The organism is Brachybacterium sp. AOP25-B2-12 (assembly GCF_052378625.1).
Taxonomy (GTDB): domain Bacteria; phylum Actinomycetota; class Actinomycetes; order Actinomycetales; family Dermabacteraceae; genus Brachybacterium.
Window position 1 is genome coordinate 36527 of sequence record NZ_JBQSXW010000016.1, and the last position, 25343, is coordinate 61869.

General features: G+C 73.1%; 23 protein-coding genes. 6 read left to right on the forward strand and 17 right to left on the reverse strand.

Features of this window, described 5'->3' with window-relative positions:
* Positions 1 to 56: 56 nt before the first annotated feature.
* The 6 genes from ACT3TZ_RS11830 to ACT3TZ_RS11855 form a co-directional block, all read right to left on the reverse strand.
* Positions 57 to 905, reverse strand: a complete 849-nt coding sequence (locus ACT3TZ_RS11830) for a carbohydrate ABC transporter permease (protein ID WP_444583627.1) — start codon at positions 903 to 905, stop codon at positions 57 to 59.
* Complete coding sequence (locus ACT3TZ_RS11835; protein ID WP_444583628.1) at positions 902 to 2050, reverse strand: carbohydrate ABC transporter permease; 1149 nt, start codon at positions 2048 to 2050, stop codon at positions 902 to 904. The genes ACT3TZ_RS11830 and ACT3TZ_RS11835 overlap by 4 nt, the downstream gene beginning before the upstream one ends.
* On the reverse strand, positions 2047 to 3393 hold the full coding sequence (locus tag ACT3TZ_RS11840) for an ABC transporter substrate-binding protein (RefSeq protein WP_444583629.1): 1347 nt from the start codon (positions 3391 to 3393) through the stop codon (positions 2047 to 2049). The genes ACT3TZ_RS11835 and ACT3TZ_RS11840 overlap by 4 nt, the downstream gene beginning before the upstream one ends.
* Before the next feature lie 244 nt (positions 3394 to 3637).
* Positions 3638 to 6469 carry a type I DNA topoisomerase gene (gene topA, locus ACT3TZ_RS11845; protein WP_444583630.1) on the reverse strand — a complete coding sequence of 944 codons (2832 nt, stop codon included), beginning with the start codon at positions 6467 to 6469 and terminating at the stop codon, positions 3638 to 3640.
* An 89-nt stretch (positions 6470 to 6558) separates the two neighbouring features.
* A complete protein-coding gene (locus ACT3TZ_RS11850; RefSeq protein ID WP_444583631.1) occupies positions 6559 to 7590 on the reverse strand; it encodes a phosphatase PAP2 family protein in 1032 nt (343 codons plus the stop codon).
* Positions 7587 to 9248, reverse strand: a complete 1662-nt coding sequence (locus tag ACT3TZ_RS11855) for a DUF7059 domain-containing protein (RefSeq protein ID WP_444583632.1) — start codon at positions 9246 to 9248, stop codon at positions 7587 to 7589. Before ACT3TZ_RS11855 ends, ACT3TZ_RS11850 begins: the two co-directional genes overlap by 4 nt.
* 91 nt (positions 9249 to 9339) lie before the next feature.
* Here ACT3TZ_RS11855 and ACT3TZ_RS11860 point away from each other — a divergent pair, with 91 nt between their 5' ends.
* Positions 9340 to 11865, forward strand: a complete 2526-nt coding sequence (locus tag ACT3TZ_RS11860) for a DEAD/DEAH box helicase (RefSeq protein ID WP_444583633.1) — start codon at positions 9340 to 9342, stop codon at positions 11863 to 11865.
* Here the strand turns inward: ACT3TZ_RS11860 and ACT3TZ_RS11865 are convergent.
* The 7 genes from ACT3TZ_RS11865 to ACT3TZ_RS11895 form a co-directional block, all read right to left on the reverse strand.
* Positions 11855 to 12274, reverse strand: a complete 420-nt coding sequence (locus ACT3TZ_RS11865) for an Rv3654c family TadE-like protein (protein WP_444583634.1) — start codon at positions 12272 to 12274, stop codon at positions 11855 to 11857. The two genes, ACT3TZ_RS11860 and ACT3TZ_RS11865, sit on opposite strands and share 11 nt — an antisense overlap.
* Before the next feature lie 20 nt (positions 12275 to 12294).
* Positions 12295 to 12702 carry a TadE family type IV pilus minor pilin gene (locus tag ACT3TZ_RS11870; RefSeq protein WP_444583635.1) on the reverse strand — a complete coding sequence of 136 codons (408 nt, stop codon included), beginning with the start codon at positions 12700 to 12702 and terminating at the stop codon, positions 12295 to 12297.
* The gene (locus ACT3TZ_RS11875; RefSeq protein WP_444583636.1) at positions 12699 to 13124 is read right to left on the reverse strand and encodes a DUF4244 domain-containing protein; all 426 of its coding nucleotides are present in this window, start codon (positions 13122 to 13124) and stop codon (positions 12699 to 12701) included. Before ACT3TZ_RS11875 ends, ACT3TZ_RS11870 begins: the two co-directional genes overlap by 4 nt.
* Positions 13125 to 13353: 229 nt before the next feature.
* Positions 13354 to 14451: a type II secretion system F family protein gene (locus tag ACT3TZ_RS11880; RefSeq protein WP_444583637.1), complete on the reverse strand. Its 1098-nt coding sequence runs from the start codon at positions 14449 to 14451 to the stop codon at positions 13354 to 13356.
* Positions 14448 to 15626 carry a TadA family conjugal transfer-associated ATPase gene (locus ACT3TZ_RS11885; RefSeq protein WP_444583638.1) on the reverse strand — a complete coding sequence of 393 codons (1179 nt, stop codon included), beginning with the start codon at positions 15624 to 15626 and terminating at the stop codon, positions 14448 to 14450. Before ACT3TZ_RS11885 ends, ACT3TZ_RS11880 begins: the two co-directional genes overlap by 4 nt.
* Entirely contained in the window at positions 15623 to 16759 is a 1137-nt protein-coding gene (locus ACT3TZ_RS11890) for a hypothetical protein (RefSeq protein WP_444583639.1), read from the reverse strand. The genes ACT3TZ_RS11885 and ACT3TZ_RS11890 overlap by 4 nt, the downstream gene beginning before the upstream one ends.
* Positions 16760 to 17078: 319 nt before the next feature.
* The gene (locus tag ACT3TZ_RS11895; protein ID WP_444583640.1) at positions 17079 to 17879 is read right to left on the reverse strand and encodes an exodeoxyribonuclease III; all 801 of its coding nucleotides are present in this window, start codon (positions 17877 to 17879) and stop codon (positions 17079 to 17081) included.
* Between the two features lie 62 nt (positions 17880 to 17941).
* Here ACT3TZ_RS11895 and ACT3TZ_RS11900 point away from each other — a divergent pair, with 62 nt between their 5' ends.
* A complete protein-coding gene (locus ACT3TZ_RS11900; protein ID WP_444583641.1) occupies positions 17942 to 18823 on the forward strand; it encodes an SDR family NAD(P)-dependent oxidoreductase in 882 nt (293 codons plus the stop codon).
* A 22-nt stretch (positions 18824 to 18845) separates the two neighbouring features.
* Positions 18846 to 19457: an orotate phosphoribosyltransferase gene (pyrE, locus tag ACT3TZ_RS11905; protein WP_444583642.1), complete on the forward strand. Its 612-nt coding sequence runs from the start codon at positions 18846 to 18848 to the stop codon at positions 19455 to 19457.
* 15 nt (positions 19458 to 19472) lie between these two features.
* Here pyrE and ypfJ read toward each other — a convergent pair whose 3' ends face one another.
* Positions 19473 to 20393 (reverse strand): KPN_02809 family neutral zinc metallopeptidase, encoded by a 921-nt coding sequence (ypfJ, locus tag ACT3TZ_RS11910; protein WP_444583643.1) that lies wholly within the window; start codon positions 20391 to 20393, stop codon positions 19473 to 19475.
* Positions 20394 to 20554: 161 nt separating this feature from the next.
* Here ypfJ and ACT3TZ_RS11915 point away from each other — a divergent pair, with 161 nt between their 5' ends.
* From ACT3TZ_RS11915 to fbaA, 3 genes are all read left to right on the forward strand, one after another.
* Positions 20555 to 21223 carry a DedA family protein gene (locus ACT3TZ_RS11915; protein WP_444583644.1) on the forward strand — a complete coding sequence of 223 codons (669 nt, stop codon included), beginning with the start codon at positions 20555 to 20557 and terminating at the stop codon, positions 21221 to 21223.
* Between the two features lie 2 nt (positions 21224 to 21225).
* On the forward strand, positions 21226 to 21912 hold the full coding sequence (locus tag ACT3TZ_RS11920; RefSeq protein ID WP_444583645.1) for a TrmH family RNA methyltransferase: 687 nt from the start codon (positions 21226 to 21228) through the stop codon (positions 21910 to 21912).
* A gap of 128 nt (positions 21913 to 22040) precedes the next feature.
* A complete protein-coding gene (gene fbaA, locus ACT3TZ_RS11925) occupies positions 22041 to 23072 on the forward strand; it encodes a class II fructose-bisphosphate aldolase (protein ID WP_444583646.1) in 1032 nt (343 codons plus the stop codon).
* Between the two features lie 132 nt (positions 23073 to 23204).
* Here the strand turns inward: fbaA and ACT3TZ_RS11930 are convergent, their stop codons facing one another.
* Genes ACT3TZ_RS11930 through ACT3TZ_RS11940 form a run of 3 tightly spaced genes read right to left on the reverse strand, consistent with a single transcriptional unit; the run spans position 23205 to position 25281 of the window.
* Positions 23205 to 23513, reverse strand: coding sequence for a DUF2516 family protein (locus tag ACT3TZ_RS11930; protein WP_444583647.1), 309 nt, complete (start codon positions 23511 to 23513; stop codon positions 23205 to 23207).
* 35 nt (positions 23514 to 23548) lie between these two features.
* Positions 23549 to 24856: an FUSC family protein gene (locus ACT3TZ_RS11935; protein WP_444583648.1), complete on the reverse strand. Its 1308-nt coding sequence runs from the start codon at positions 24854 to 24856 to the stop codon at positions 23549 to 23551.
* Positions 24853 to 25281, reverse strand: coding sequence for a hypothetical protein (locus tag ACT3TZ_RS11940; protein ID WP_444583649.1), 429 nt, complete (start codon positions 25279 to 25281; stop codon positions 24853 to 24855). The genes ACT3TZ_RS11935 and ACT3TZ_RS11940 overlap by 4 nt, the downstream gene beginning before the upstream one ends.
* Positions 25282 to 25343 lie beyond the last annotated feature (62 nt).

Below are 25343 nucleotides of genomic sequence, written 5' to 3' on the forward strand. Positions count from 1 at the left end.
GCACCCGTCCTCCGACGGGTGCCGGGCATCGTCTGTGCGGGCTGCTCGACGGCGGCTCAGCCCTTGACGGCCCCCGAGGTCATCCCGCGGACCAGGAACCGCTGGAGCCCGAAGAACACCAGCATCGGCACGATCATCGAGATGAAGGCGCCGGCGGTCAGGAGCTCGGCGCCCTGACCCTGTGCTCCCAGCAGCTGCTGCTGGTCGACGATGACCGTCTTGTTGTCGCTGTTGAGGAACAGCTTGGCGATGAGCAGGTCGTTCCACACCCACAGGAACTGCAGGGTCGCGAACGCCGCGATCGCCGGGACGGACATCGGGGCCACCAGACGCCAGAACGTCTGGAAGTGCGAGCAGCCGTCGATCTTGGCGCTCTCGACCACCGAGGTGGGCAGCGTCGACATGTAGTTGCGCAGCGTGTAGATCGCCAGCGGCATGCCGAACCCGGTGTGCAGCAGCCACACGGCCACGTACTGACCGGAGATCCCCAGGCCGCGCGGACCCAGGAGGTCCAGCATCGGCTGCAGGGCCACCTGGAGCGGCACCACCATCACCGCGATGATGACGATGAACAGCACGTCCTTGCCGGGGAACTTCATGAACGTGAATGCGTAGGCCGCGAACGCCGCGAACATGATCGGCAGGACCGTCGCCGGGATCGCCACCACGATGGAGTTGACCATCGAGGTGCCCATGGTCGTCTCCGCGAAGAGCCGGGTGTAGTTCTCGGTGGTGAACGGCCCCAGCAGGGAGGTCCACCACCCCGAGGTCGCCGCGTCCGTGCGATCACGGAACGAGGTGACCAGCAGCCCCAGGGTCGGGATGGACCAGAGCAGGGCCAGGATCGGCATGACGATCATCGCCAGGGGGCTGCGACGGCGCCCGTCCTTCATCGTCGAGCTCATCGGTTCGCCTCCTCGGCACGGAAGGCCCGGACCTGGTAGATCAGGATCGGGATCACGAGGACCAGCAGCACCACCACGATCGCCGAGGCCTGGCCGGCCTGGCTCTGGGCGAACAGCTTGTCGAAGAACAGCCGGGCGATGACATCGGTCCTGTCGCGGCCGCTGGTCATCACGTAGATGATGTCGAAGACCTTCATGACCAGGATCAGCACCGTGATGAACACGGCGATGATGGTGGTGCGCACCTGCGGCAGGACGACCTGCCAGAAGATCCGCGCCTCACCGGCGCCGTCCATGCGGCCGGCCTCGATGGTGTCCTCCGGGACGCCCTTGATGGCCGAGGACAGCAGCACCATCGCGAAGCCCGTCTGCAGCCAGATGAGGATCGCCATGAGCAGCAGCGAGTTCAGCCGCCCGTCGGAGATCTGCATCCACGCCTGGGGCTCGATCCCCACGATGCCCAGGACGGCGTTCAGCAGCCCGGTCGCGTTGAAGGCGTAGACGAGGCCCCAGATGGTCGAGGCGCCGACGAAGGAGATCGCCATCGGCAGGAAGATGAACGACTTCGTCGAGCGCTCGCCCAGCGGCGAGAGCTTGTCCGCCAGCACCGCGACCGCGAGGCCGAAGGCGACGGTCAGGGTGGGCACGATGATGATCCACAGGACGTTGTTGAGGATCGCCTGCCAGAAGTCGCCGCTGCCGAAGATCGTTCGGTAGTTCTCCAGCCCCACCCACTGCGTGGAGTCCGCGTTGGCGAAGGAGTAGACGATCGTCTGGATGGTCGGGTACAGCAGGATCAGCCCGATCAGGGAGAGTCCCGGCAGCAGGAACGCGTAGGGGATCAGCCCCTCGGACATGCGTGCCGGGAGCCCTTCGACCGTCATGTTCAGGAACCGGAAGAACACCATCGCCCCGCCGATCCCCAGCACGATGCCCAGGAACCCGATCAGCGGCTTGGAGAAGAAGAACCACTGCGGGTAGTACGCCAGCGCGAGGAACGCATTGCACACGAGGTAGGCCGTGATGACCATGCCGAGCGTGCCGATGACCAGGCGCGCGGGGCGCGCCGAGCTGCGGGGCCTGGCATCCTCGGCGACGGGCGCGGGCGGCGGGGCTGCTGCCGCCGTGTCCGCGGGTGCGCTCACTTCGGCCACCCGGCCTCGATGTCGTCGCAGACCTGCTGGGAGGACTTCGAGCCCTGCAGCCACTCGACCATCCCCGTCCAGAACGTCCCGGACCCGACCGCCTTGGGCATGAGATCCGAGCCGTCGTAGCGGAAGACCTTGGCGTCCGTGGCGATCTCGGCGATCTTGCGCGTGAGGTCGTCCGGGTAGTGCGAGGCGTCGAAGGTCTTGTGCGGGGACAGCCAGCCACCCGCCTGGGCCCACTCGGCCCCGAAATCGGGAGACGTCAGGAACGTCATGAGGGCGATGGAGTCCGGGTCGTTGCCGTTGAGCAGCGCCGCGAGGTCACCGCCGCCGAGGATCGGCTGGCCCTCGAACCCGCCCTCCCACGGCGGCATGGCGAACACCCCGACCTCCGCGTCGAGGTTCTTCTGGACCTCGTCCGGGAAGAAGCCCGTGACGAAGTTGCCCTGGCGGTGCAGGAGCGCCTTGGGGGGATCGTCGAACATGACCAGGGGAGCGTCGGCGAAGGGCGTGTTCAGGATCGTCGTGGGCCCGCCCAGCACGTTGCCGTCGGTCTTCAGGAGGTCCCCGAGGATGTCGAAGACCTCGACCACCTTGGGGTCGTTGAACGGCATGCGGTGGTAGACCCAGTCGTCGTACACCTCGGGACCGTGGACGCGGAGCATGAACTCCTCGATCCAGTCCGTGCCCACCCAGCCCGTCGCCTGCTCGGCGCCCCAGCCGTCGGTCCACGGCGTGATGCCGGTGCCCTTGATCTGGTCGGCGATCCCGGAGAGCTCCTGCATCGTCGCCGGGGCATCGGAGTAGCCGCCGGCCTCGTACGCGGGCCTGGGATACCAGATCAGGGACTTGCACGCCATGCGCATGGGTGCGCCGAAGACGCGCCCCTTGTAGCGGGCGGACTCCAGGAACCCGGGGATCAGCGAGGCGTTCAGCGCGTCGTAGTCCAGGTAGGTGTCGATCGGCTGGATCGAGCCCTGGGCGACGAGCTCGAACAGCGAGCCGGGCTGGGGGAACAGGGCGATGTCCGGGGCGTCCCCGGAGTTCACCTTCTGCTTGACCACCGTCGTGAAGTCCGTGTCGCCGGTGTACTCCACGGCGATCCCGGTCTTGTCGGTGAACGGCTTCAGCGATTCGCGGAACGCCGTCTGCTCCTGGCCGGAGAAGGCGCCGAGGATGGTGACCTTCTTGTCGCCGTCGACGCTGCCGTTGTCGACGTACCCGTCGAGGCCGCCGCCGCCGCCTCCCGCGTTGGGGTTCTGCAGGCAGCCGGTCAGCCCGACCGCGGCGGCCGCGGCACTGCCTGCCATGACGGCGCGTCGTGTGGGACGTGCGCTCATCGTCGCTCCTTCGTCATTGAGGGATCATCCGGGACCACTGTAGGCGGAAGCGCAGGTGAGCACCGTCACAGGTCTGCGTGGCGGGACTGTGCGGGACATCGTGATCGAATCGATGCCGGATCTGACCGATTCGGCCCGTCTTCGGGGATATCCGGTCGGGAACGACCGACCCCGCGCACCGCCGGGGGCGGGCGCGGGGTCGGTTCCGGCACGCAGACCTGCGGCGTCACCGGCGGCGATCAGGTCAGGCCGACGTCGAGGACGCGCCCGTCGTCTTCGTGGTCGTCGCCTTCTTGGTCCCGGTGGTGCGCTTGGCGGTCGAGGTCTTGGCGGCAGCGCTCTTGGCCGTCGTGCTCTTGGCGGTCGAGCTCTTGGCCGTCGAGGACTTCGCGGTCGTGGACTTGGCCTTGGTGGTCCGGGCGCGCGCTGCGGGCTTCTTGGCAGGGCCCTTGGCCCGCTTCTCCGCGAGCCGCTCGACGGCGATCTCGTGGGTCAGCTGCTCGAGCACGTCGTCCTTGCGCAGCGTCACGTTCGTGGTGCCGTCGGTGATGTACGGGCCGAAGCGGCCGTCCTTGACCTGGATCGCCTTCTCGCTGGTGGGATCCACGCCGAGCTCCTTGAGCGGCGGCTTGGCGGCGGCCCGCCCCCGCTGCTTGGGCTGGGCATAGATCGCCTCGGCCTGGGCGAGGGTGATCGTGAACAGCTGCTCCTCGGACTCCAGGGAACGGGAGTCCGCGCCCTTCTTGAGGTAGGGGCCGTAGCGGCCGTTCTGGGCCGTGATCTCGGTGCCCTCGGCGTCGGCGCCCACCACGCGCGGCAGCGACAGCAGCTGGAGGGCGTCGTCGATCCCGACCGTGGCCAGCTCCATCGTCTTGAGCAGCGAGGCCGTGCGGGGCTTGGGGCGCTTGGACCTGGGGGTCTTGTCGTCCGGGTCCTCGGGGAGCACCTCGGTGACGTAGGGCCCGTAGCGGCCGTCCTTGGCGATCACCTCGTGGCCGGTCTCCGGATCGGTGCCGAGCACGCGGCCGTCGTCCTTCTGGCGCTCCAGCAGCTCGGTGGCCTTGGCGACCGTCAGCTCGTCCGGGGCGATCTCGTCGGAGACGGAGGCCCGCACCGGGTCGGCGTCGGGCAGGGGGTTGCCCTCCTCGTCGCGCGCGGCCCGCTCGACGAAGGCGCCGTAGCGGCCCACCCGCAGGGTGATCCCGTCGCCCACGGGGATCGAGTTGATCTCGCGGGCGTCGATCTCGCCGAGGTTCTCGACGGTGTGGCGCAGGCCGATGTGGTCGACCTCGCCGCTGCCGTCGCCGTCGTAGAAGGTGTGCAGGTAGGCGGGACGTGCGAGCTCACCGCGGGCGATCTTGTCGAGGTCGCCCTCCATCGCCGCCGTGAAGTCGAAGTCGACGAGGGTCGCGAAGTGCTCCTCGAGCAGCCGGACCACGGAGAAGGCGATCCAGCTGGGCACGAGCGCGCTGCCGCGGCGCAGCACGTAGCCGCGGTCCTGGATGGTCGAGATCGTCGAGGCGTACGTCGAGGGGCGGCCGATGCCGCGGTCCTCGAGGGCACGCACCAGCGAGGCCTCGGTATAGCGCGGCGGCGGGGTGGTCTCGTGGCCGTCGGGGTCCAGGGCGCGCACGTCGAGCCTCTGGCCCTCGGTGAGCTGCGGGAGGCGCTTGTCGCCGGAGCCGTCGTCGGCGTAGCGTCCGGCGTCCTTGCCCTCCTCGTACGCGGCGAGGAAGCCCCGGAAGGTGATCACGGTGCCGGAGGCGCCGAACACGGCGGTGCGGTCGCCCTGGGCGACGGTGATCTGCGCCGAGGTGGTCGAGCCGCGTGCATCGCCCATCTGGGAGGCGATGGTGCGCTTCCAGATGAGCTCGTAGAGGCGGAACTGCTCGCCGTGGAGCTCGCCCGCGAGCTGGGCGGGGGTGCGGAACGAGGAGCCGGCGGGGCGGATCGCCTCGTGGGCCTCCTGCGCGTTCGCGGAGCGCCCCGAGTAGACGCGGGGCTTGTCGGGCACGTAGTCGGCGCCGTACAGCTCACCGGCCTGGGCGCGGGCCGCACGGATCGCCTCCTGCGAGAGGGCGACCGAGTCGGTCCGCATGTAGGTGATGTAGCCGTTCTCGTACAGCCCCTGGGCCACGCGCATCGTCTCGCGGGCGCCGAGGCGCAGCTTGCGCGAGGCCTCCTGCTGGAGCGAGGACGTGGTGAAGGGGGCCGCGGGGCGGCGGGTGTAGGGCTTGGACTCGACGGAGGTGACGGTCCCGGGGGCATCGGCCAGGGTCGCGACGAGCTCGCGGGCCGAGGCCTCGGTGAGCACCGTGATGCCCTCGCTCTTCTTGAGCGTGCCGTCGTCGCGGAAGTCGCGGCCGCTGGCCACGCGGTCCCCGTCGACGGTGCGGATCCCGGCGGTGAAGCCCGCGGCGTCCTCCTCCTGGGGGGCGAAGGTGCCGGTCACGTCCCAGTACCCGGCGGCGACGAAGGCCATGCGCTCGCGCTCGCGGTCGACCACCAGGCGCGTCGCGACGGACTGCACGCGGCCCGCGCTCGTGCCCTGCTTGACCTTGCGCCACAGCACGGGTGAGACCTCGTAGCCGTACAGGCGGTCCAGGATCCGTCGGGTCTCCTGCGCGTCCACGAGCGCCGTGTCGATCTGACGGGTCTGCGTCAGGGCGTTCTGGATCGCCTCCCGGGTGATCTCGTGGAAGACCATCCGATGCACCGGGATCGAGGCCTTGGGCTTGAGGGTCTGCAGGAGGTGCCAGGCGATGGCCTCGCCCTCGCGGTCCTCATCGGTGGCGAGGTAGAGGGTGTCGGCGTCCTTGAGGAGCCGGCGCAGCTCCGCGACCTTCTTCTTCTTGTCCGGGTCCACGACGTAGTAGGGGTCGAAGTCGTTGTCGACGTCGACCGCGAAGCGGCCGTAGGGCCCCTTCTTCATGTCGGCCGGGAGGTCCTTGGGCTGGGGGAGGTCGCGGATGTGGCCGACGGACGCCTCCACGACGAAGTCGTCCCCGAGGTATCGGCCGATGGTCTTGGCCTTGGCGGGGGACTCGACGATCACGAGATGGCGGGGGCCGGCCACGTGCACACTTCCTTCCCAGTGGGTGTCGCGCCCTCCCGGCGGGCGGGTCGCGGCAGTCCGTCACGGGCCCGAGGGGCCCTCACGGTGGATCACCGTACACGCCTGGCCGGTGGCGGCCCCGAGAGGGTGGGGATGTGCACGACGAGCAGCCAGCACAGAAGCGCGCTCGCCGCTCCGGCGATGATGAGAACCGTCGCGGCGTAGGCCAGGGTCTGGCTGCCGGGGTCGTCGAGGTCCAGCGGCGTGGGCACGCCGGTGAGGCAGAGCGTGCCGATCCCGAGGCCCAGGACCGCGGCGGCCCCGAGGATCCCGATGCCCAGGGCCCCGGCTCCGGAGGTGTCCGGGCGGGGCGGATGTGCGCGAGCGGGGTCGGTGCGGGGTGCGTGGCGGGGCGACCGCCCGTCCGGTGCGGCGCCGGGCATGCCGTCCTGGCCTTCGGGTTCGGGTCGATGCCGAGCCGACGCCTGGGACGTGCCCGTCAGAGCTCCGCCGGGCCCGTGGCGCACGATCTCGATCACGGCGTCGGCGGCGAGCACGAGGTAGCTCCACGCGCCCACGACCAGCAACCCGCCGAGCACGTCGCTGGGCCGGTGCCAGCCGCCGGCGATCGTGCCGATGCCCGCGATCGCGGTCCAGGCCGCGCCGAGCAGCGCGACGAGGCTGCGGACGTGGCGGGGGCTTGCGAGGGTCAGCGCCACCGCGACGGCCGCCGCCATCGTCGTGTGGCCGGAGGGATAGGAGTTGGGGGTGACGTCCAGCCCGTCGGCCAGCGAGGTGCGGTCCACGATCACGTGCTTGAGCAGCTGCGTGGACAGGGCCGCACCGCCGACCAGCACGACGATGTGCACGATCATCGAGGCGCGGCGCTGGGCGAGCGCCAGCACGGCCGCGAGGAGGATCGCGACGACGATGACGGGCACCGTGACGGTGTTGAGCACGGGGAAGACGATCTTGGCCATGACCCCGGTGTCCCCGCGGGCCGCGGTCATGACGAGCTGGTCCAGGCGCTGACCGCGCGCGGTGCCGACGGCGCCGTGGGCCAGCGCCACGACGCCGATCGCGCAGGCGATCGCGGCCAGGAGGGCCAGCACGATCCGCAGGACGAGCGCACGGCGGCTCATGCGCGGGCCTCATCGGGTCCGGGGCCGCCGGGTCGGGCGTGACCGTCCGGTGGGACACGGCCGTCGGGTGGGACGGGGCCGCCGGGGGCGTCGCGGGCGTCGTCGAGGTCGAGCATCCCGAACCGCACCAGCTCGCGCACGGCGGCGAGCACGCGGGGCGTCGCCTCCGCGGGGTCCTCCCCGGTCAGGGCGCACACCGCCCCGAGGATCTGGGACAGGCCCAGCTCCCCGTCGGCCGCGCCCACGGTCGCGGCGAGCAGCTGGTCGGCGTGGACGCTGCGGCCCAGACCCGCGCCCTGGACCAGCTCGATGAGCATCGGGTCCCAGGCGCCGGGGGTCAGGTGGCGGCGCTCGACGACGTCCTCGGCACGGACCGGACGGCGCACCCCGAGGGCGTCGTCGTCGAGGTCCGCGAGGGCGCCCAGCACCGTGAGCCCGCGGTCCAGGTGGGCGCCGAGGGCGCCGCTGCCGGTGGTGGTGACCTCCTCGAGCAGGCGTGCGTCATCGCGGGCCTCACGGTGGCGGCGCACCAGCACGTAGCCGAAGCCGATGCCCTCGGCATCGCGCGCCGCGAAGTCGTCGAGCCAGGCGTCGATCATCCCGGGCCAACGGGGGTCGCGTTCGGTGACGCCGCCGTCGCGGGCCCAGGTCTCGGCGTACTGGGCGGGGTCCTCGCGGTCGCGCTGGATGATCCAGGCGTCGATCCCGGGCGCGAGGTCGCGGACCCAGCCGCCCGGTCGGGTGTCCCAGGGACGACCCGTCGGGATCTCCCAGTTCCCCAGCATCGCGGCGGTGCCGCCGGGGCTCAGGTGGGCGGGGATCTCGCGCAGGACCCGCTCGGTGATCGCGTCCCCGGCGGCGCCCCCGTCACGATAGGTCCAGGCGTCCAGGCCCGCCTCGCGGGGGGTGATGACGAACGGCGGGTTGGAGACGATCAGGCCGAAGGTCTCACCCGCCACGGGCGCGAAGAAGGAGCCCTCGCGCAGGTCCAGCTCGATCCCGTTGAGCGCGGCGTTGAAGTCCGCGAAGGCCAGGGCCCGGGGGGAGATGTCGGTGGCGACGACCGCGCGGGCGTGGCGTGCGGCGTGGAGGGCCTGGATGCCACAGCCGCAGCCGAGGTCCAGGGCGCGGTCCACCGGGGTGCGGGGGGTGATGCGCAGCAGCGTGCGCGAGGCCCCGCCCACGCCGAGCACGTGGTCGGCAGGCAGGGTCGCGCCGGTCGCGAGCTCGGAGGGGTCCGAGGCGATCCACCAGCGGATCTCGCCGAGATCGTCCTGGGCCGCGTAGGGGGTGAGGTCGACCCGCGCGCGGACGGTCGCGGGATCGTCGGTGTCCGCCGTCAGGAGTCCGAGCCGCACCGCCGTGTCGACCCCCAGTCGTGGCAGCGCCGCCTCGACCATCGCGCGGTCCGGCCGCGCCCCGAGGGTGAAGAGGGAGAACAGGACCGCGCACGGATCGGTGACGTCGCGCAGGGCTCGGCGGGCCGGGGCCGCGTCCTCGCGCCCGAGGGCATCGGCGGCCACGGGACCCAGCAGCGCGCGGAGGTGGTCGTCGTCGTACCGCGCGGCGAGCAGGTCCGCGCGCAGCGCCGCGATCGCCGCACCGTCGGTGACGGGGGCGCCGACGGCAGGGGGCGTGGGGGTGGCAGGCGTCGGCATGGCTACGATTGTGCCCCAGCGCCGGGGGCGGACCCTGGTCGCTGTGGCGACGCCGACCCGATCGGCGTCGAGGTCGGCGGAAGGCGGTGGCGTGCGTACGGGACGTCCCGAGGACCTGCTCGCGGAGCTGTCGGAGCCGATGACCCGCCGCGGCTGCCTCACCCACGTCGAGCACCTCCCGCGTCGCGCCGGGCGCATCGGGCACTGGCCCGACTGGGCGGACCCGCGCCTGGTCGAGCACCTCACGGGGCTCGGCATCGAGCGGCCCTGGATCCACCAGCAGCAGGCGGCCGAGCTCGCCCACGCGGGGCAGGACGTCGTGCTGTCCACCGCCACGGCCTCGGGCAAGTCCCTCGCGTACCTGCTGCCGGCGCTCACCGCGATCGGCGCCCGCAGCCTCGACCGCGAGCAGCGCCGCGCGACGGTCCTCTATCTCTCGCCGACCAAGGCGCTCGCCGCGGACCAGCTCACCAACATCACGGCCCTCGCCGAGGGCGCCGGGATCCACGACGCGCGCATCGCGACGTTCGACGGGGACACCCCCACCGAGCAGCGGCGCTGGATCCGCCGGCACGGCTCCTTCGTGCTCACCAACCCCGACATGCTGCACTTCGGGATCCTGCCCGGCCACGAGCAGTGGGCGAGCTTCTTCCGGGCCCTGCGCTACGTCGTGGTCGACGAGTGCCACAGCTACCGCGGGGTCTTCGGCAGCCACGTGGCCCTGGTGCTGCGGCGCCTGCGGCGGATCGCCGCGCACTATCGCAGCGATCCCACGTTCGTGCTGGCCTCGGCAACGGTCGCCGCGCCCGAGGTCTCCGCCTCGCGCCTGGTGGGCCGGCACGTCGAGGCCGTCACGAACGACGGGTCCCCGCGGGCCGGGCTGACCTTCGGGCTGTGGGAGCCGGGCACGCGGGCGCGGGTCGACGGGCGGCCGGGGCGCGGCGCGGCGAACCCGTCGGATCAGGTCGATCCGACGACGCCCGCGGACCGGCCCCGCGGTCAGGACGCACCCGAACTCCGCGACCCGGCGGATCTGCTCGACGAGCAGGCGCGCGACCGCGGCGTCGACCCCGATGAGCGGGGCGGCGACGGGGCGGCGCGCGAGGAGCCGCAGCGCCGGTCGGCCACCAGCGAGGCCGCGGCGCTCCTCGCCGACCTCGTGGCGCGCGACGTGCAGACCCTCGTCTTCGCGCGCTCGCGGCGGGGCACGGAGCTGGTGGCCTCCGGCGCACGGCGGCTCCTGGAGAGCCGTGCGGAGCACGAGGGCGTCGCGCAGTTCGCGGACGCCGCCTCCCGGATCGCGGCCTACCGCGGCGGGTACCTCGCCGAGGAGCGTCGGGCGCTCGAGGACGGTCTGCGCTCGGGGGAGCTCCGGGCGCTGGCCTCGACCAATGCGCTGGAGCTGGGGATCGACGTGGCGGGCCTGGAGTCGGTGGTGATCGCGGGCTGGCCCGGCACGCGGGCGTCCCTGTGGCAGCAGGCGGGGCGTGCGGGACGGCGCCAGGACCAGGCGGACTCGGGGGCGCTGGCGCTGTTCGTGGCCCGCGAGGACCCGCTCGACACCTACGTGGTGCGTCATCCGGAGTCCGTGTTCGGAGCGCCCGTCGAAGCCGCTGTGTTCGACCCCGCCAATCCCTACGTGATGACCCCGCACCTGTGCGCGGCGGCCGCCGAGCTGCCGCTGCGCGAGGAGGACCTCGAGATCTTCGGGCCGACGGCGGGGGAGATCCTGCAGACCCTCGTGGCCCGCGGGGTGCTGCGCCGCCGTCCGACGGGCTGGTACTGGACGCTGCCCCAGAGCGCCCACGACCTCACGGACCTGCGGGGCAGCGGCGGGGAGCCGGTGCGGATCGTCGACGGCACCTCCGGGGCGCTGCTGGGGACGGTCGATGCGGGCAGCGCCCACACCCAGGTGCACGACGGCGCGGTGTACCTCCATCAGGGGGTCAGCTATGTGGTGGACCACCTGGACGTCGAGCGGGCCGTGGCCCTGGTGCACCGGGAGACGCCCCTGCATTCGACGCATCCGCAATCCACCTCGAGCATCCGGGTGCGGCAGGTGGATCGCTCCGAGCCGGGCCCCGACGGCATCACCCTGTGCTTCGGGACGGTCGACGTCACCGATCAGGTCACCGGGTACCAGGTGCGCGACGTGTTCACCCAGGCGGTGCTGGGCCAGCACCCGCTGGACCTGCCCCCGCGGACGCTGACGACCAAGGCCGTGTGGTGGGTGATCGACCCGGCGCGCACGGTCTCAGCCGGCGTCGAGGACGAGGACCTGCCCGGCGCCCTGCACGCCGCCGAGCACGCGGCCATCTCGATGCTTCCGCTCCTGGCCACCTGCGACCGCTGGGACATCGGCGGGGTCTCGACGGCCCTGCACGAGGACACCGAGGCACCGACGATCTTCGTCTACGACGGCGCCCCGGGCGGCGCGGGCTTCGCCGAGCGCGGTTTCGGGGACGCGGCCGCCTGGGTGCGCGCCACCGCCGACATGGTGCGCGAATGCCCGTGCGCGAGCGGCTGTCCGGCGTGCGTGGTCTCCCCCAAGTGCGGCAACGGCAACGAGCCGCTGTCCAAGGCGGGAGCGCTGCGGCTGCTCGATGTCATGGCGTGAGGGCCCGTTCTTCGAAATGGGCGCCCGGTCCGTCGAGGGACCGGCTGCCCGACTGCACGGGACATGGACCAGCGCGCGCCGTGGCCTGAGCGGGCGGCAACGGCCCGGCGACGACCGAGGACGTGAGCACGACGTCCTGACCGACGACCGAGCAGGCGACGAGTCGCGCTCCGTTGGCGGTGGCGACCTCCGCCGCGACGGCACACGGGTCGTCGCCGCCCACGGCGAGGGCATCGGCCGCGGCCAACGCCGAGAGGTCAGCGGCCGTGGCCGCTCGCGCCTGGGCGACGACGCCCTGGCCCAGGAGGGCGAGGGCGGCGACAAGCACCGCGGTGGTCCCCACCCAGGCCAGCGCGGCGGCCGGGGCCGAGCCGCGATCGGACCGCAGAGGGGCGATGGGCCCTGGCACCCCGTCCGGACCGCCCGAGGTCACGGCGAACCACCCGAGCCGAGCAGCTGCGGTTCGAGGCGGCAGGTCGCCGATCCCTCGACCGCGACCCCGAATCCGGCCAGGGCCCCCGAGCTCCCGGCGACGATCCGCCGGGTGACCGTCACCTGCACCCAGTCGCCCTGGCGCGAGACGCTCACCTGAGCACCGGGACCGGCGGCGCGCCGGGCTGCGGTGGTCGCGGCCGCGGTGTCCTCCCCGCGCGCCAGCTCCCGGGCCCCGACGCGCGCCGCGTTCTCGACGCGGACGTGCTCGGTGATCCCCAGGCCCAGGAACGCGAGGACGACCACGAGCACGACGACGACGGGCAGCACCACCGCGGTCTCGGCCGTGGCCGACCCCCGGTCGTCCTGCACGAGGCGGGACGACCGGGCGCGCCACGGGCTCACGAGCCCAAGGACAGGGCGGAGGTGATGATGCCCAGCAGCAGGGCCCTCACCTCGCCCGACTTCAGGAGCACCACCAGCACCGCCGCGAACCCGCAGGCGGCGAGGGTGGTGATGGCGTACTCGGCGGTGGTCGCACCGGCGTCGTCGGCCAGGGAGGCACCCAGGCTCCGGTCGGTCGTGCCCTTCGGGCCGTCGGCGGGACCCGCGCCGGTGCGCTCGTCGGGATCGCCGGGGCGGTCCGCCGCGGCGCGCCCCGCGCGTACGGGGGAGCGGGGCGGCCGTCCACCCGAGCCGGCGAGGGTCCTCGGGGTGGCGGCGACGGCGACTGCCGCCCCGCTCCGCGGCGAGGACAGCGTCCCTGCCCTGCCGATGAGGCGTCCGCGCGGACTGTGCGCGCTCCTCGTCGTGATCGTCGTCGTCATGATCTCGTCCTCCTTCGTCCGCGGCGCCCGCCGGGCGCCGCTCTCCTGCACCTCGGTGATCCGAGCTGCAGCCCCGGGGAGCTCCCGGTGGTCCTGGGCCTGCGGCGCTGCGAGATGCGCGCCCCGTCCGTGCCACGCCGTGCGCCGGTGCGGGGCGCCACCCGCGACCGTGGCGCGTCGTGCGATCCCGGTGCGCCGTGCGATCGCGGTGCCTCCGGGTGATCCGCGGTCATGCGAGCTCCCCGAACGAGTCCCCGAGGAGGGAGGCGACCGTCGGGATGATCCCGAGCAGCACGAAGGCCGGCAGCAGCGTGAGGCCGGTGGGCAGGACCAGGCGCACCGCGAGTCGCGCGGCGGCGGCCTCTGCCTCCCGTGCCCTGCCCCGGCGGGCGTCGCGCCCGCACGCGCGGAGCAGCCCCACCAGGTCGGCCCCGGTCGATGCTCCGACGAGGGCTGCCTCGCGCAGGGGTGACAGACCCTCGTCGAGGTCTGCGAGGGCGACCCCCGGAGCTGTGCCCGCCGCGAGTGCCCTGCCCGCGCGGGCCAGAGGCACCGCGGAGGGATCCTCGTCGAGGGCATCGGCCACGTCGACCAGTGCCGTCGCCAGTGGAGCCCCGGCGCCGAGCGGTCCCGCCACGAGGTCCAGGACGACGGAGGGATCGACCCCGGGAGGGGCCTCCGCGCGGGCCGTGCGCATCAGGCGGTGCATCCACGCCCATCCCAGCAGCGTCAGGGCCGCGCCCGCGACGAGCAGCAGCCGGCCCTGACCGCTGACGAGCGCGCCGATCGGATCGGCACCCAGCAGCCAGCCCAGCCCGATCCCGGCCAGCGGCAGGACCAGCAGGATCCGGGCCGTGGACAGCGGTCCCGCGAAGGCGCTGTGGCGTGCCAGCTGTGCGTCGGCGACATCGCGGAGGGCATCGGCCAGGGTCAGCAGCACGGGACCCGTCGCGGCGCCGGTCCGCTCGCAGAGGGCGAGCGCCGCGCCGAGCGCCGCGACGCCGCCCGTCCGGCGCAGCCGAGGGGCGGCCGCTCGCCGTGGATCAGCTCCGGCGCCCACGGCCTGGGCGAGGTCGCGCAGGGGCCCCGGCGGGACGCTCTCGCCCACCGCGCTGAAGGCACGTCGCGGAGCGATGCCCGCCGCGACCACCGTCGCGAGGCGTTCGACGAGATGCGCCACGTCCAGGGGCCCCGGCTGCCGGGTTCGGGTACGGCGCGGGGACGGAGCTGCCGGTCCGGCACCGGCGGCCACGGCGCGCAGGTGCCCCGGCGCTCCGGCGAGGACCAGTGCGGCCCCGATGGTCACGATCGCGATCAGCGGGATCATCGGCCCGCCCCGGCCGCTGACGACAGGACGTCCGGTGCCAGGCCGATCCGTCGGGAGAATGCAGGCCATCCCGGTCCGGGAACCGGCTGCGGCCCGGAGACGTCGAGCACGGCCTCGCTGGCCAACGTGCCCTCGGCCGATCGCACCAGGCGCGCGATGTGGTCGACGGTCCTCACGCCATCGCGGCGGGCCAGATGGATGACGACGTCGAGGGCGCTCGCCGCCTGGCTCGCCAGGGCCCGGGTTCCCAGGCCCCCGAGCGCGCCGAGGGCCTCGAGCCGTGCGGGCACGTCGGCCGCCGCGTTCGCGTGCAGGGTGCCGCAGCCGCCCTCGTGGCCGGTGTTCAGGGCCTGCAGCAGCTCGCGCACCTCCGCGCCCCGGCATTCGCCGACGACGATCCGGTCCGGCCGCATCCGCAGGCACTGCCGCACGAGGGTGCTGAGGTCGACGCCCCCGGCACCCTCGGCGTTGGGGTGGCGCGACTGCAGGTGCACGACGTGCGGATGGTCCGGGTCGAGCTCGCGGGCATCCTCGACGAGGATCATCCGTTCGACGGCCGGGACGCCCGCGAGCATCGCGGCCAGGAGGGTCGTCTTGCCGGATCCGGTGCCGCCGCTGATGAGGAAGGCGACCCGGGACGCGATGACCGCTTCCAGCACCTCCCGGGTGACGGGGGACAGCGCCCCGGTGGAGGTGAGATCGGCCAGGGACATCCGCACCCGTGCCGGGCGCCGCAGCGAGATCAGCGCCCCGCCGGTGGACAGGGGCGGCAGCACGGCGTGCAGGCGGGTGCCGTCGGGCAGACGCGCGTCCACGCACGGTGCGGCGTCGTCGAGGCGACGACCGCCCGCCGTCGCGAGCCGTACCGCGAGGGCGCGGGCGTCCTCGACCGGGATCCGCTCGCCGACCGCGTGGAGCCCTGCGGCGTCATCGACCCACACCGTGCCGTCGGCGTTGACGAGGATGTCCGTCACGCCGGGTGCGGCGAGGTGCTCCAGGGGGCCGAGCCCGGTGACGTGGTCGCGCAGGGATGCGGTGATGCGGAGCAGCTGGGCGGCGCCGACCACGCGCCCCTCCTCCCGCAGGAGCCGCGCGACACGCGGGATGTCGACCGCGCCCGGCGCACGCAGGAGGTCCTCTCGGATGCGGTCGACCAGGGGCGTGCCCGCGCTCATGCTCGGCTCCTCTCCGGGTGCGCCGCCGTCAGCCGTCCCAGGAGCCGTGCGCAGGCACGATCGGCGCCCCGCCGCCGCACGTCCAGCAGCGGCACCAGTCCGGCAGGCCCGTCCCGGAAGCTGCCCAGCAGCTCGAGGCCCAGATCGGCGGCCACCTCGCCCGGGGCCATCGGCCCGCGGCGACGGACCAGGACCCCGGCGGCGCCGGCCGGCGGAGCCCACCGACGCAGCCGGAGGGACGCCGTGCGGACGGCATGGGGGACGCACGGCACCACGAGGAGAAGACGATCCAGGAGGGGGAGGACCGACGGCACGACCTCGACGCCCAGGTCGGCGACGACCAGGCCGCCGACCGGCGTCAGGGCATCGAGGGCACCAGCGACGGCCGAGGGCATCGGAGGACCGTCCCCACGCGAGGCGAGGATCCGCACACCGTCCACCCGCGGCAGCCCGTCGCGCAGCGCGGAGCCGTCGTCCGGCCCCAGGGCGCCGAGGTCCTCCCAGCAGGCGCCCCGCCCGCCGGGCGCCTCGACCAGGGCGTCGATCCCGCCGCCCGTCGGGTCGCCGTCCACCAGCACGGTCTCCGCGCCGGACCGGGCCGCGGCGGCGGCGAGGCGAGCGGCCGTGCTCGAGGCACCGGCACCGCCGCACCCGCCGACGACGCCCAGCACGAGCCCGGGACGGGCCCTGCGCAGCACAGGGGCGAGAAGATCGAGCAGGTGCGAGGACTCCGCGGGAAGCTGCACCAGGGCCTGGACGCCCGCATCGATGCAGGCCCGCCAGTCCGCCTCCGACGCGGGCCGCGAGGTCAGGGCGATTACGGTCGCGTGGCGCCCTCGACCCCGCGCCGGCCGGGGCGTGTCGAGCGCGTCCACGTCGATCAGCGCGGCGGACCCCGCGCCGTCCGCGCCGCCGCTGCCGAGCGCGTCCAGGAGGCGGCCGCCGAGGGCATCGACGTGGTCAGCGGCCGTCGCCCGCAGCGCGGCGCCGCCTCCGAGCCACCGGACCTCGATGCTCGACGTGGGAGCCGTGGGAAAGCGCGCGGCGCCGCGCCTCCGGGGTGGCGGAGCATCCGCTCCGCCACGTACCGAGAGCGCCTCGCGAGGTCGGGGACCGTGGTCGATGAGTGCCATGACGGCATCGTCACCGGACAGGGCCGCATGCCGCTCGTCGTGGTCGGCCGATGGGGACAGGGCATCCCTGTGGAGGGTCCCGAAGCCCTTGTCACCGCCGCACCGCGGGCGTATGGTCTACATCACAACGACGGACAAGGGACGCGGAACCCACGTGCGAGTGGTCTCCGCAACGGACCGGCTCCGGGACGCCGAAAGCATCCCCGGCAGCCACGAGGAACAGCACGCCTGATCCCGTGTCCCTGCGTCGTGGACGGCGTCGCGGTCACCGCGGCGCCGTCGCTTTGCGCCCAGGGGCCCGACGAGCTCCCGGCCGGCCTCAGCCCTCGAGGTCCAGGATCACCGGCGCGTGGTCCGAGGCGCCCTTGCCCTTGCGCTCCTCGCGGTCGATCCGGGCATCGGCCACCTGGCGCTGCACGGCCGGGGAGCCCAGCAGGAAGTCGATCCGCATCCCCTCCTTCTTGGGGAACCGCAGCGCCTGGTAGTCCCAGTACGTGTAGGTGCCCGGCCCGGGCGTGTACGCACGCGTGAGATCCGCGTAGCCGGCGTCCACGATCGCCTCGAATGCCGCACGCTCCGGCGGCGTCACGTGGGTCCTGCCCTCGAAGACGCTCATGTCCCACACGTCCTCGTCACGCGGGGCCACGTTGAAGTCCCCGGCGAAGATCGTGCGCGACTCCGGGTCCGCGGCGAGCAGGCGGGCGCCCTCGGCGCGCACGGCGTCCAGCCAGCGCAGCTTGTACGCGTAGTGCGGGTGGTCGATCTCGCGGCCGTTGGGCACGTACAGCGACCACAGCCGCAGGCCGTCGCCCACCACCGCGGAGATCATGCGGGCCTCGAGCACCCCGGTCTCGTCCTCGGGATAGGTGGGCACCGCGTCCATCGTGGTGCGCACATCGGCCAGGCCGACGCGGGAGGCGAGCCCCACCCCGTTCCACTGGTTCAGCCCGTGCACGGCCGTCTCGTAGCCGGCTTCGTGGATGCTCGTGAGGTCCAGCTGCTCGGGCTTGGCCTTGAGCTCCTGGAGGGCCAGGACGTCGATGTCGTGGCGCTGGAGGAACGCGACGACGCGCTCCGTCCGTGCGCGCAGGGAGTTGATGTTCCAGGTCGCGATCCGCATGGGATCGAGCATAGGGGCACCGTCCGACGACACCCGGGCCCCGAACGCCGTAAGGTCTGGTCATGGCGCGCGCACTGGTCACGGGATCCACGGCGGGACTGGGCCTGGAGTTCGCCTGGCAGCTCGCCGGCACCGGGCACGACCTGGTGCTCGTGGCCCGCGACGAGGCGCGGCTGGCCACCGTCGCCGAGCAGATCCGCCACGTCCACGACGTGAAGATCGAGGTCCTGCCCGCGGACCTCTCCCATCGCCGCCAGCTCGACCGCGTGGCCCGCCGCCTGACCGATCCGGTGGCCCCCATCTCGCTGCTCGTCAACAACGGCGGCTACGGCCTGCGCGGCGGCTTCCTCGACGTGCCGGTCGAGGACCACGAGCGGCAGATGGGCACGATCATGCGCGCGGTGCTGGTGCTGTCCCATGCCGCCGCGGGCGCGATGGTCCACCGTCGCCGCGGCGCGATCCTCAACGTCTCCTCGCTGGCCGGGTACACGACCAGCGGCCCCTACGCGGCGGCCCGCAGCTGGGTCACGGTGTTCACGGAGTCCCTGGCCCTCGAGCTGCAAGGCACCGGGGTCACCGCCACGGCGCTGCTGCCGGGGTTCCTGCACACCGAATCGCACGACGGCGCGGCGATCACGGGGGAGGGGCTGCCCCGGGTGACCTGGATGAAGGCGCCCTACGTCGTCGAGCAGGCCCTGCGGGACACCGCCAAGGGCAAGGTCCTCTCGATCCCCGCGGTGCGCCACCGCGGTCCCGGCGACGGCGCGGGCCCGGGACCGCGCGGGGTGATCGGGCGCCTCGCCTCGGCCCGCATGCAGAGCCGCATGGCCCAGCGGCGCCTCGACTCCGCCCGTCGCAAGGCCTCCCGCCGTCGGCTCAAGGCGCCGTGGATGCGCACCGCGGACCCGCCGGCGCCGGCCACCGAGGGCGACGACGAGGACTGACGCCCGCCGGTACCCTGACGCCATGGACACCACCCCCGCACGCCCTGCCGCCCCCGTCCGGACCGCCGAGGACCGCGCCGCCGACCGCGCGCGCCTGCTCACCCTCATCGACGAGATCGCGGTGGTGCGCGGGAAGGTCACGCTGTCCTCCGGCAAGGAGGCCGACTACTACGTGGACCTGCGCCGGATCACCCTGCACCACGAGGCCGCCCCGCTGGTGGGCCGTGTGCTGCTGGACCTCCTGGGCGACGCCGGCCTGCTGGGCGAGATCGAGGCGGTCGGAGGGCTGACGCTGGGGGCCGATCCGGTCGCCGGGGCGATCCTCCACGCCGCCGCCGCGGATCCCGCCGCGCCCGCCGTCGACGCCTTCGTGGTCCGCAAGGCCAACAAGGCCCACGGTCTGCAGCGCCGCATCGAGGGCCCCGGGATCACCGGGCGCCCCGTCGTGGCCGTCGAGGACACCTCCACCACCGGCGGCAGCGTGCTCGAGGCCTGCTCCGCGATCGAGGAGGACGGCGGGGACATCCGCGCCGTCGCCGTGATCGTGGACCGCGGCACCGGGGCGCGCGAGGCCATCGAGGCCGCCGGGTACCGCTACCTCCACGCCTTCGGCGTCGACGAGCTCAGCATCTGAGGCCCGTCGCGAGCCTCAGAGCTCGTCGGCCTCGAAGGTGTTGCACGAGCCCGGGTCGCCGCTGCCGTAGCCCGCGCTGAACCAGTGCCGACGCTGCTCCGAGGAGCCGTGGGTCCACGTCTCGGGGTTGACCTGGCCTCCGGAGACCTCGCCCTGGATGTGGTCGTCGCCCACGGCGGAGGCCGCCGAGAGCGCGGCGTCGATGTCGTCCGAAGTCAGCGGCTGCAGGAACGGTGTGCCGTGGGCGTCGTCCGTGGTCGTGGCGTGATGCACCCAGACCCCCGCGTAGCAGTCGGCCTGGAGCTCCAGACGCACCGAGTCGGAGGTGGGGCCGGTCTGGCCCTGGTCGATCCGGCGCATCGTGCCCTGCAGGTTCTGGATGTGATGGCCGTACTCGTGGGCGATCACGTACTCCTTGGCCAGCTGCCCGTCCGAGGCGCCGAAGCGCGTCGTCAGCTCTTCGTAGAAACTCGTGTCGATGTAGATCGTGGAGTCCGCGGGGCAGTAGAAGGGCCCGACCGCCGCGGATGCCGCACCGCAGCCCGTGTTCGTCTGCCCGGAGAAGATGATGCCGCGGGGCGGCGTGAAGTCGGAGATCTGGGCCTCGGGGGCCAGCTCCGACCACACCGCGTCGGCCGAGGCGATGGTCGCGCTGACCAGGCAGTCGTCGTTCGCATTGGCATCGGCCCCGGTGCGGCACCGCTCGTCGAGCGGCTCGGACTCCTGCTGCGCCTGCCCCGGGTCCGCGCCGCCGTCCATGCCCAGCAGCGGCAGCGGGTTGACCCCCAGGAGCGCGAGGACGATCACGACGATCAGCAGTACGCAGCCACCGCCGCCACCGCCGATGGCGAGGCCGCGGCCGCCGATGCGGCCACCGCCGCCGGAGCCTCGGGAGACGTTGCCGGAACGGATGTCGGCGCCGGGATCGAAGGTCATGGGCACACCCTAGACGCCCGCCCAGCTCCCGCACACGGGGTGATCAGGTGGCCCGCATACGATGACCACCGGACCACGCCCCGGCGGCCGCGAGACGGCGCTCCGGGATCCCCCCTGCACCCGAGCGGCCGTCGCACCACGGCTGCCCCGAGGAGAGATCTGTGAACATCGTCGACTGGGCCGTCGAGACGATCGATGCGTTCGGAGGCCCGGGCGTCGCCTTCCTCATCGCGCTCGAGAGCATCTTCCCGCCGATCCCCTCCGAGGTGATCCTGCCGCTGGCGGGCGTCACCGCCGCCCGGGGCGAGCACAACCTGATCGTCATGTACCTGTGGGCGGCCGCGGGCTCGATGGTGGGTGCGTACGTGCTGTACGGGATCGGGCGTGCGCTCGGCGCAGAGCGTCTGCGCCGCCTCGTGATCCGCCTGCCGCTGGTGCACGTCGAGGACTACGACAAGTCCGTGCGCTTCATGGACCGGTACGGCTACGCGGGGGTGTTCTTCGGCCGCATGGTCCCGGGCATCCGCTCGCTCGTCTCGATCCCCGCGGGCGTCTACGAGATGAACCTGGTCCGCTTCTCGCTGCTGACGCTGGCGGGCAGCGGGATCTGGAACGCGATCTTCGTGGGCCTGGGCTACGGTCTCGGCGAGAACTGGCACGTCATCGAGCCGTACACCGACGTCATCTCCAACGTCGTGTACGTGATCATCGTCGTGATCGCCCTGTGGTGGGGGATCCGTCTGCTGCTGCGCGAGCGCCGGCGACGCCGGCTCGGCCTGCCCGACCCGGACGCCGAGGAGCTGCGGGCGCTGGATGCCGAGAAGGACTGAGCGTGACCGCCGATCCCCCGGACGACGGCCGTCAGACATCGGCACCGCTCGCGGACGCGGATGCGGCCGCGGGACGGACGGTGGGCGTCGGCCCGCATCCCCGCCCCTGGCCGCAGGACCCGCACCTGGATCCCGAGCTGCTCGAACACGGGGACCGGCGCAACGTCGTGGACCGCTACCGCTACTGGAGGCGCGAGGCGATCGTCGCCGATCTCGACCGCAGCCGCTTCGCACTGCACATCGCGATCGAGAACCTCGAGCACGACGCCAACATCGGCTCGATCGTGCGCACCGCCAACGCCTTCGGCGTGGGTGCCTTCCACATCGTCGGGCGCCGGCGCTGGAACCGGCGCGGCGCGATGGTCACCGACCGCTACCAGCACGAGCTGCACCACGAGACGATGGCCGACCTCGCAGCCTGGGCGCGGGCTCAGCGGCGCGAGCTCCTCGCCATCGACACCGTGCCCGGCGCCAGGCCCCTCGAGGGCGCGCGCCTGCCCGTGCGGGCCGTGCTCGTCTTCGGCCAGGAGGGGCCCGGGCTGAGCGCGGAGGCGATCGCGCACTGCTCGGAGGTCCTGGAGATCACCCAGTACGGCTCGACCCGCTCGCTCAACGTCGCGGCCGCCGCGGCGATCGCGATGCACACCTGGGTGCTCCAGCACGGGCCCCGCGGCGACGCGTCGCCCTGAGACCGCGGCGAGCCCGCCCCCTGCCCAGGGACCGAACGGCCCGGAGTCCACACATCGGCCCGTGAGAGGATCTGGGGAGCGGGCACCACCGTGCCCGGACCATCGTTTGGACGCCGTGAGGAGCCGCAATGCCCATCGCAACCCCCGAGCAGTACGCCGAGATGATCGACCGCGCGAAGAAGGGGAGCTTCGCCTACCCCGCCATCAACGTGTCGAGCTCGCAGACGGCCATCGCCGCCCTGCAGGGCTTCACGGAGGCCGGCTCCGACGGCATCATCCAGGTGTCCGTGGGCGGCGCCGAGTACCTCTCCGGATCGACCGTGAAGGACCGCGTCGCCGGCTCCCTCGCGCTCGCCGAGTTCGTGCACGCCGTGGCGAAGAACTACCCCGTCACCGTCGCCCTGCACACCGACCACTGCGCCAAGGAGAACCTGGCCACCTGGGTCGAGCCCCTCATCGAATGGGACCTCGCCAACCGCGTCTCCCAGGGCCTGGACCCGCTGTTCCAGTCGCACATGTGGGACGGCTCGGCCGTGCCGGTCGACGAGAACCTCGAGATCGCCGAGCGCCTGCTCAAGAAGACCGCCGCCGCGAAGAAGATCCTCGAGATCGAGGTGGGCGTGGTCGGCGGCGAGGAGGACGGCGTCGAGGCCGACGTCTCCAACGACAAGCTGTTCTCCACCCCCGAGGACGGCCTGAAGACCGTCGCGGCCCTGGGCCTCGGCGAGAACGGCCGCTACCTCACGGCGCTGACCTTCGGCAACGTCCACGGCGTCTACAAGCCGGGCAACGTCAAGCTGCGCCCGTCGGTGCTCGCGGACATCCAGAAGGTCGTCGGCGAGAAGGTCGGCAGGGAGAACCCGTTCGACCTCGTCATGCACGGCGGCTCCGGCTCGACCCTCGAGGAGATCCGCGAGGCCGTCGACAACGGCGTCATCAAGATGAACGTCGACACCGACACCCAGTACGCCTTCACGCGTCCCGTGGTCGGGCACATGTTCGAGAACTACGAGGGTGTGCTCAAGGTCGACGGCGAGGTGGGCAACAAGAAGGCCTACGACCCGCGCGCCTGGGGCAAGAAGGCCGAGGCCGGCATGGCGGCCCGCGTCATCACCGCCTGCGAGAACCTCCGCAGCAGCGGGACCTCCGCGACCGCCTGATCGCGGCGCTCCGACCCCGGAGCACTCGTGCCAGAGCCCGTCCTGCCGATCGGCGGGACGGGCTCTCGTGCGTCCGGAAGGTGCGGCGCGGGACGGTGCGCGTGCTCGCAGCGCGCCTCGAGCGGCGGGCGCTCAGCGGTAGCGGCCCTGGGCGCGCGCCATCACGGCCCGCAGCGCCGGCAGCACATCGGCCAGGAACACGCCCGCGATGACGATCGCCGCGATGGTCAGGATGAACATGCTCGACCCCAGGATGCTCAGCACCCCCAGGAACAGGGCGATGCCCGTCAGGGCGGCCCAGAACCCCTTGGTGCGCTTGGAGGCGGCGATGTACGCGTCGGGACGGTAGCGCACGGCGTTGACGAAGGCCCACACCTCGACGCACAGCAGCACGAGGGAGATGAGCCGGAAGATCCAGTCCTGGATCGTGAAGACGTCCATGACCCGATCGTAGACGTCCGGGCTCCGCGGTCGGCTCAGCGACGCCGGTCGGGATCCGAGCGATCGGTGATGAGCAGCTCGAGGGCCGCGGTGGTCGCGGGCGGCTCGACGGCCTTGAGCTCCCGGGTCTGGGGTCGCGGGCCGATCACGTCGCCGTCGCCGGCGATGAGCAGGCTGGGCAGGAAGCGTTCGGCGTCCTGATGGCTCAGTCCCGTGGCCTCGAGCAGGTCCACCGCGAGGGAGCGCAGCTGGATCACGAGGGAGACGCCCTCGAAGTGGCCCGCCCGTCCCGGGCGCACCCCGTCGTCGCTCGCGAGCAGCGTCTCCGGCGTCAGGTAGGAGCAGAAGAGCCGCAGGCTGCGGCGGGCGTCCGTGAAGTCGACGTCGACGTGCACGCCCTGGCGGACGGCGCTGACGGCGTCCTGGCAGGCCACCAGCGCGTCCGCGAGGTTCGCGTGCGGGGTGCCGCCCACGGCGTCGAGGAACTCGACCTCCCGGCGGGCGATCACCCGCATGTTCCGCATCGCCCGGTCCGAGCCCACGAGCAGCCGCTGCAGGCGCTGGACGGCCTGGGCGTGGCGCAGCCCGGTGGGGGAGAACGTCGCCATCTCGTTGGCGGCGTCGTTGGCCAGGCTCCACTGGTCGGTGAGCTTCTGGGACGTGGTGCGCAGGGTCCGCAGCGCCGCCTCGGCGACGTCGGAGGTGCCGTTGCGCGCCGACAGCGCGAGGGAGACGAGGGCGTCCTCGAGCTCGAGGTAGAACCGCTCGGCGGCGCGCTTCTGGGGTCTGCGGGGGTCCCCGGAGAACACGAGGTAGATGAGCATGCCCACGACGACGCCGGTCACGGCGTCGATCAGCCGGCTCGACGGGGTCATGAGCGGGGAGGCGGGCATGACGAGCACCAGCATCGACTGGATGCCGGACTGCGTCGCGAACATGACGCCGGAGTCGATGAAGCGCGCGAGCATGGCGGCCACGAAGATCATGAGCGCCACCTGCCAGACGCCGCCGCCGATGGTCGCGCGGGCGACCTCGCCGAGGGAGACGCCCAGCAGGACGCCCGCCGACATCTCGAACATGCGGCGCATCTTCTTCTCGACCGTGAAGCTCACGACGACGTAGGCGGCGATCGCCGCGAAGAAGGGGTACTGGTGGCCCCAGAGGTAGTGGGAGATCGCGTAGGCCAGGGCGGCCCCGAAGGCGACGCGGGCGATCGCGAGCGTCCCCGAGCCGGACCGGGTCGCGCCGGCGCGCAGGCGCGCCGAGACCGCCGAGCGGCTCCGCTGGGCGAAGCTCGGGATGAGGTGGGGCGGCAGCTGCGGGGCGGGGTGTCCCGAGGTCATGGGCGCACCGGCTCCCGCAGCCGGGTGGCCAGGAGGTCCCGCAGGTCCACGGTCTCGCCGTCGCGTGCTCCCCGGCCCACGACCAGCGGGGCGTCGACGGGCTCGGGGTCCGCGCCCAGCAGGCGCGCGCGGAGGCCGCCGGCCACGCGCAGCAGGTAGTAGCGGGCCTCGGGGTCCACCGCGATCCGGCGGTCCGCGGTGAGGTACCAGCCCGTGAGGTGGGTGTGGACGGTGGAGTCCCCGGCACCGGTGCGGGCGCGCAGGGGGATCGGCTCGATGCCGGCCTCGCGGAAGCCCGCGATCGCGGTGCGCAGCAGGGCGGTCGCACGCTCGTGCTCGTCGCGTCGCGCGGCGGCCAGCGCACGCTCCTGGGCGCGGATGATCTCTCCGCGCTCGTCGCTCCACGAGGTCTCGGGTCGGGCCATGTCTCTCATCGTGCCAGGGGTCGGGGCGGGCGACGGCGGGTTCGTCCGGAGCGCCCGGGTTC

Coding starts and splice junctions, on each gene's coding strand:
- ACT3TZ_RS11830 (WP_444583627.1), bottom strand. CDS start 905: ATGAGCTCGACGATGAAGGACGGGCGCCGTCGCAGCCCCCTGGCGATG.
- ACT3TZ_RS11840 (WP_444583629.1), bottom strand. CDS start 3,393: ATGAGCGCACGTCCCACACGACGCGCCGTCATGGCAGGCAGTGCCGCG.
- ACT3TZ_RS11850 (WP_444583631.1), bottom strand. CDS start 7,590: ATGAGCCGCCGTGCGCTCGTCCTGCGGATCGTGCTGGCCCTCCTGGCC.
- ACT3TZ_RS11855 (WP_444583632.1), bottom strand. CDS start 9,248: ATGCCGACGCCTGCCACCCCCACGCCCCCTGCCGTCGGCGCCCCCGTC.
- ACT3TZ_RS11875 (WP_444583636.1), bottom strand. CDS start 13,124: ATGACGACGACGATCACGACGAGGAGCGCGCACAGTCCGCGCGGACGC.
- ACT3TZ_RS11880 (WP_444583637.1), bottom strand. CDS start 14,451: ATGATCCCGCTGATCGCGATCGTGACCATCGGGGCCGCACTGGTCCTC.
- ACT3TZ_RS11885 (WP_444583638.1), bottom strand. CDS start 15,626: ATGAGCGCGGGCACGCCCCTGGTCGACCGCATCCGAGAGGACCTCCTG.
- ACT3TZ_RS11890 (WP_444583639.1), bottom strand. CDS start 16,759: ATGGCACTCATCGACCACGGTCCCCGACCTCGCGAGGCGCTCTCGGTA.
- ACT3TZ_RS11895 (WP_444583640.1), bottom strand. CDS start 17,879: ATGCGGATCGCGACCTGGAACATCAACTCCCTGCGCGCACGGACGGAG.
- ACT3TZ_RS11900 (WP_444583641.1), top strand. CDS start 17,942: ATGGCGCGCGCACTGGTCACGGGATCCACGGCGGGACTGGGCCTGGAG.
- pyrE (WP_444583642.1), top strand. CDS start 18,846: ATGGACACCACCCCCGCACGCCCTGCCGCCCCCGTCCGGACCGCCGAG.
- ypfJ (WP_444583643.1), bottom strand. CDS start 20,393: ATGACCTTCGATCCCGGCGCCGACATCCGTTCCGGCAACGTCTCCCGA.
- fbaA (WP_444583646.1), top strand. CDS start 22,041: ATGCCCATCGCAACCCCCGAGCAGTACGCCGAGATGATCGACCGCGCG.
- ACT3TZ_RS11930 (WP_444583647.1), bottom strand. CDS start 23,513: ATGGACGTCTTCACGATCCAGGACTGGATCTTCCGGCTCATCTCCCTC.
- ACT3TZ_RS11935 (WP_444583648.1), bottom strand. CDS start 24,856: ATGACCTCGGGACACCCCGCCCCGCAGCTGCCGCCCCACCTCATCCCG.
- ACT3TZ_RS11940 (WP_444583649.1), bottom strand. CDS start 25,281: ATGGCCCGACCCGAGACCTCGTGGAGCGACGAGCGCGGAGAGATCATC.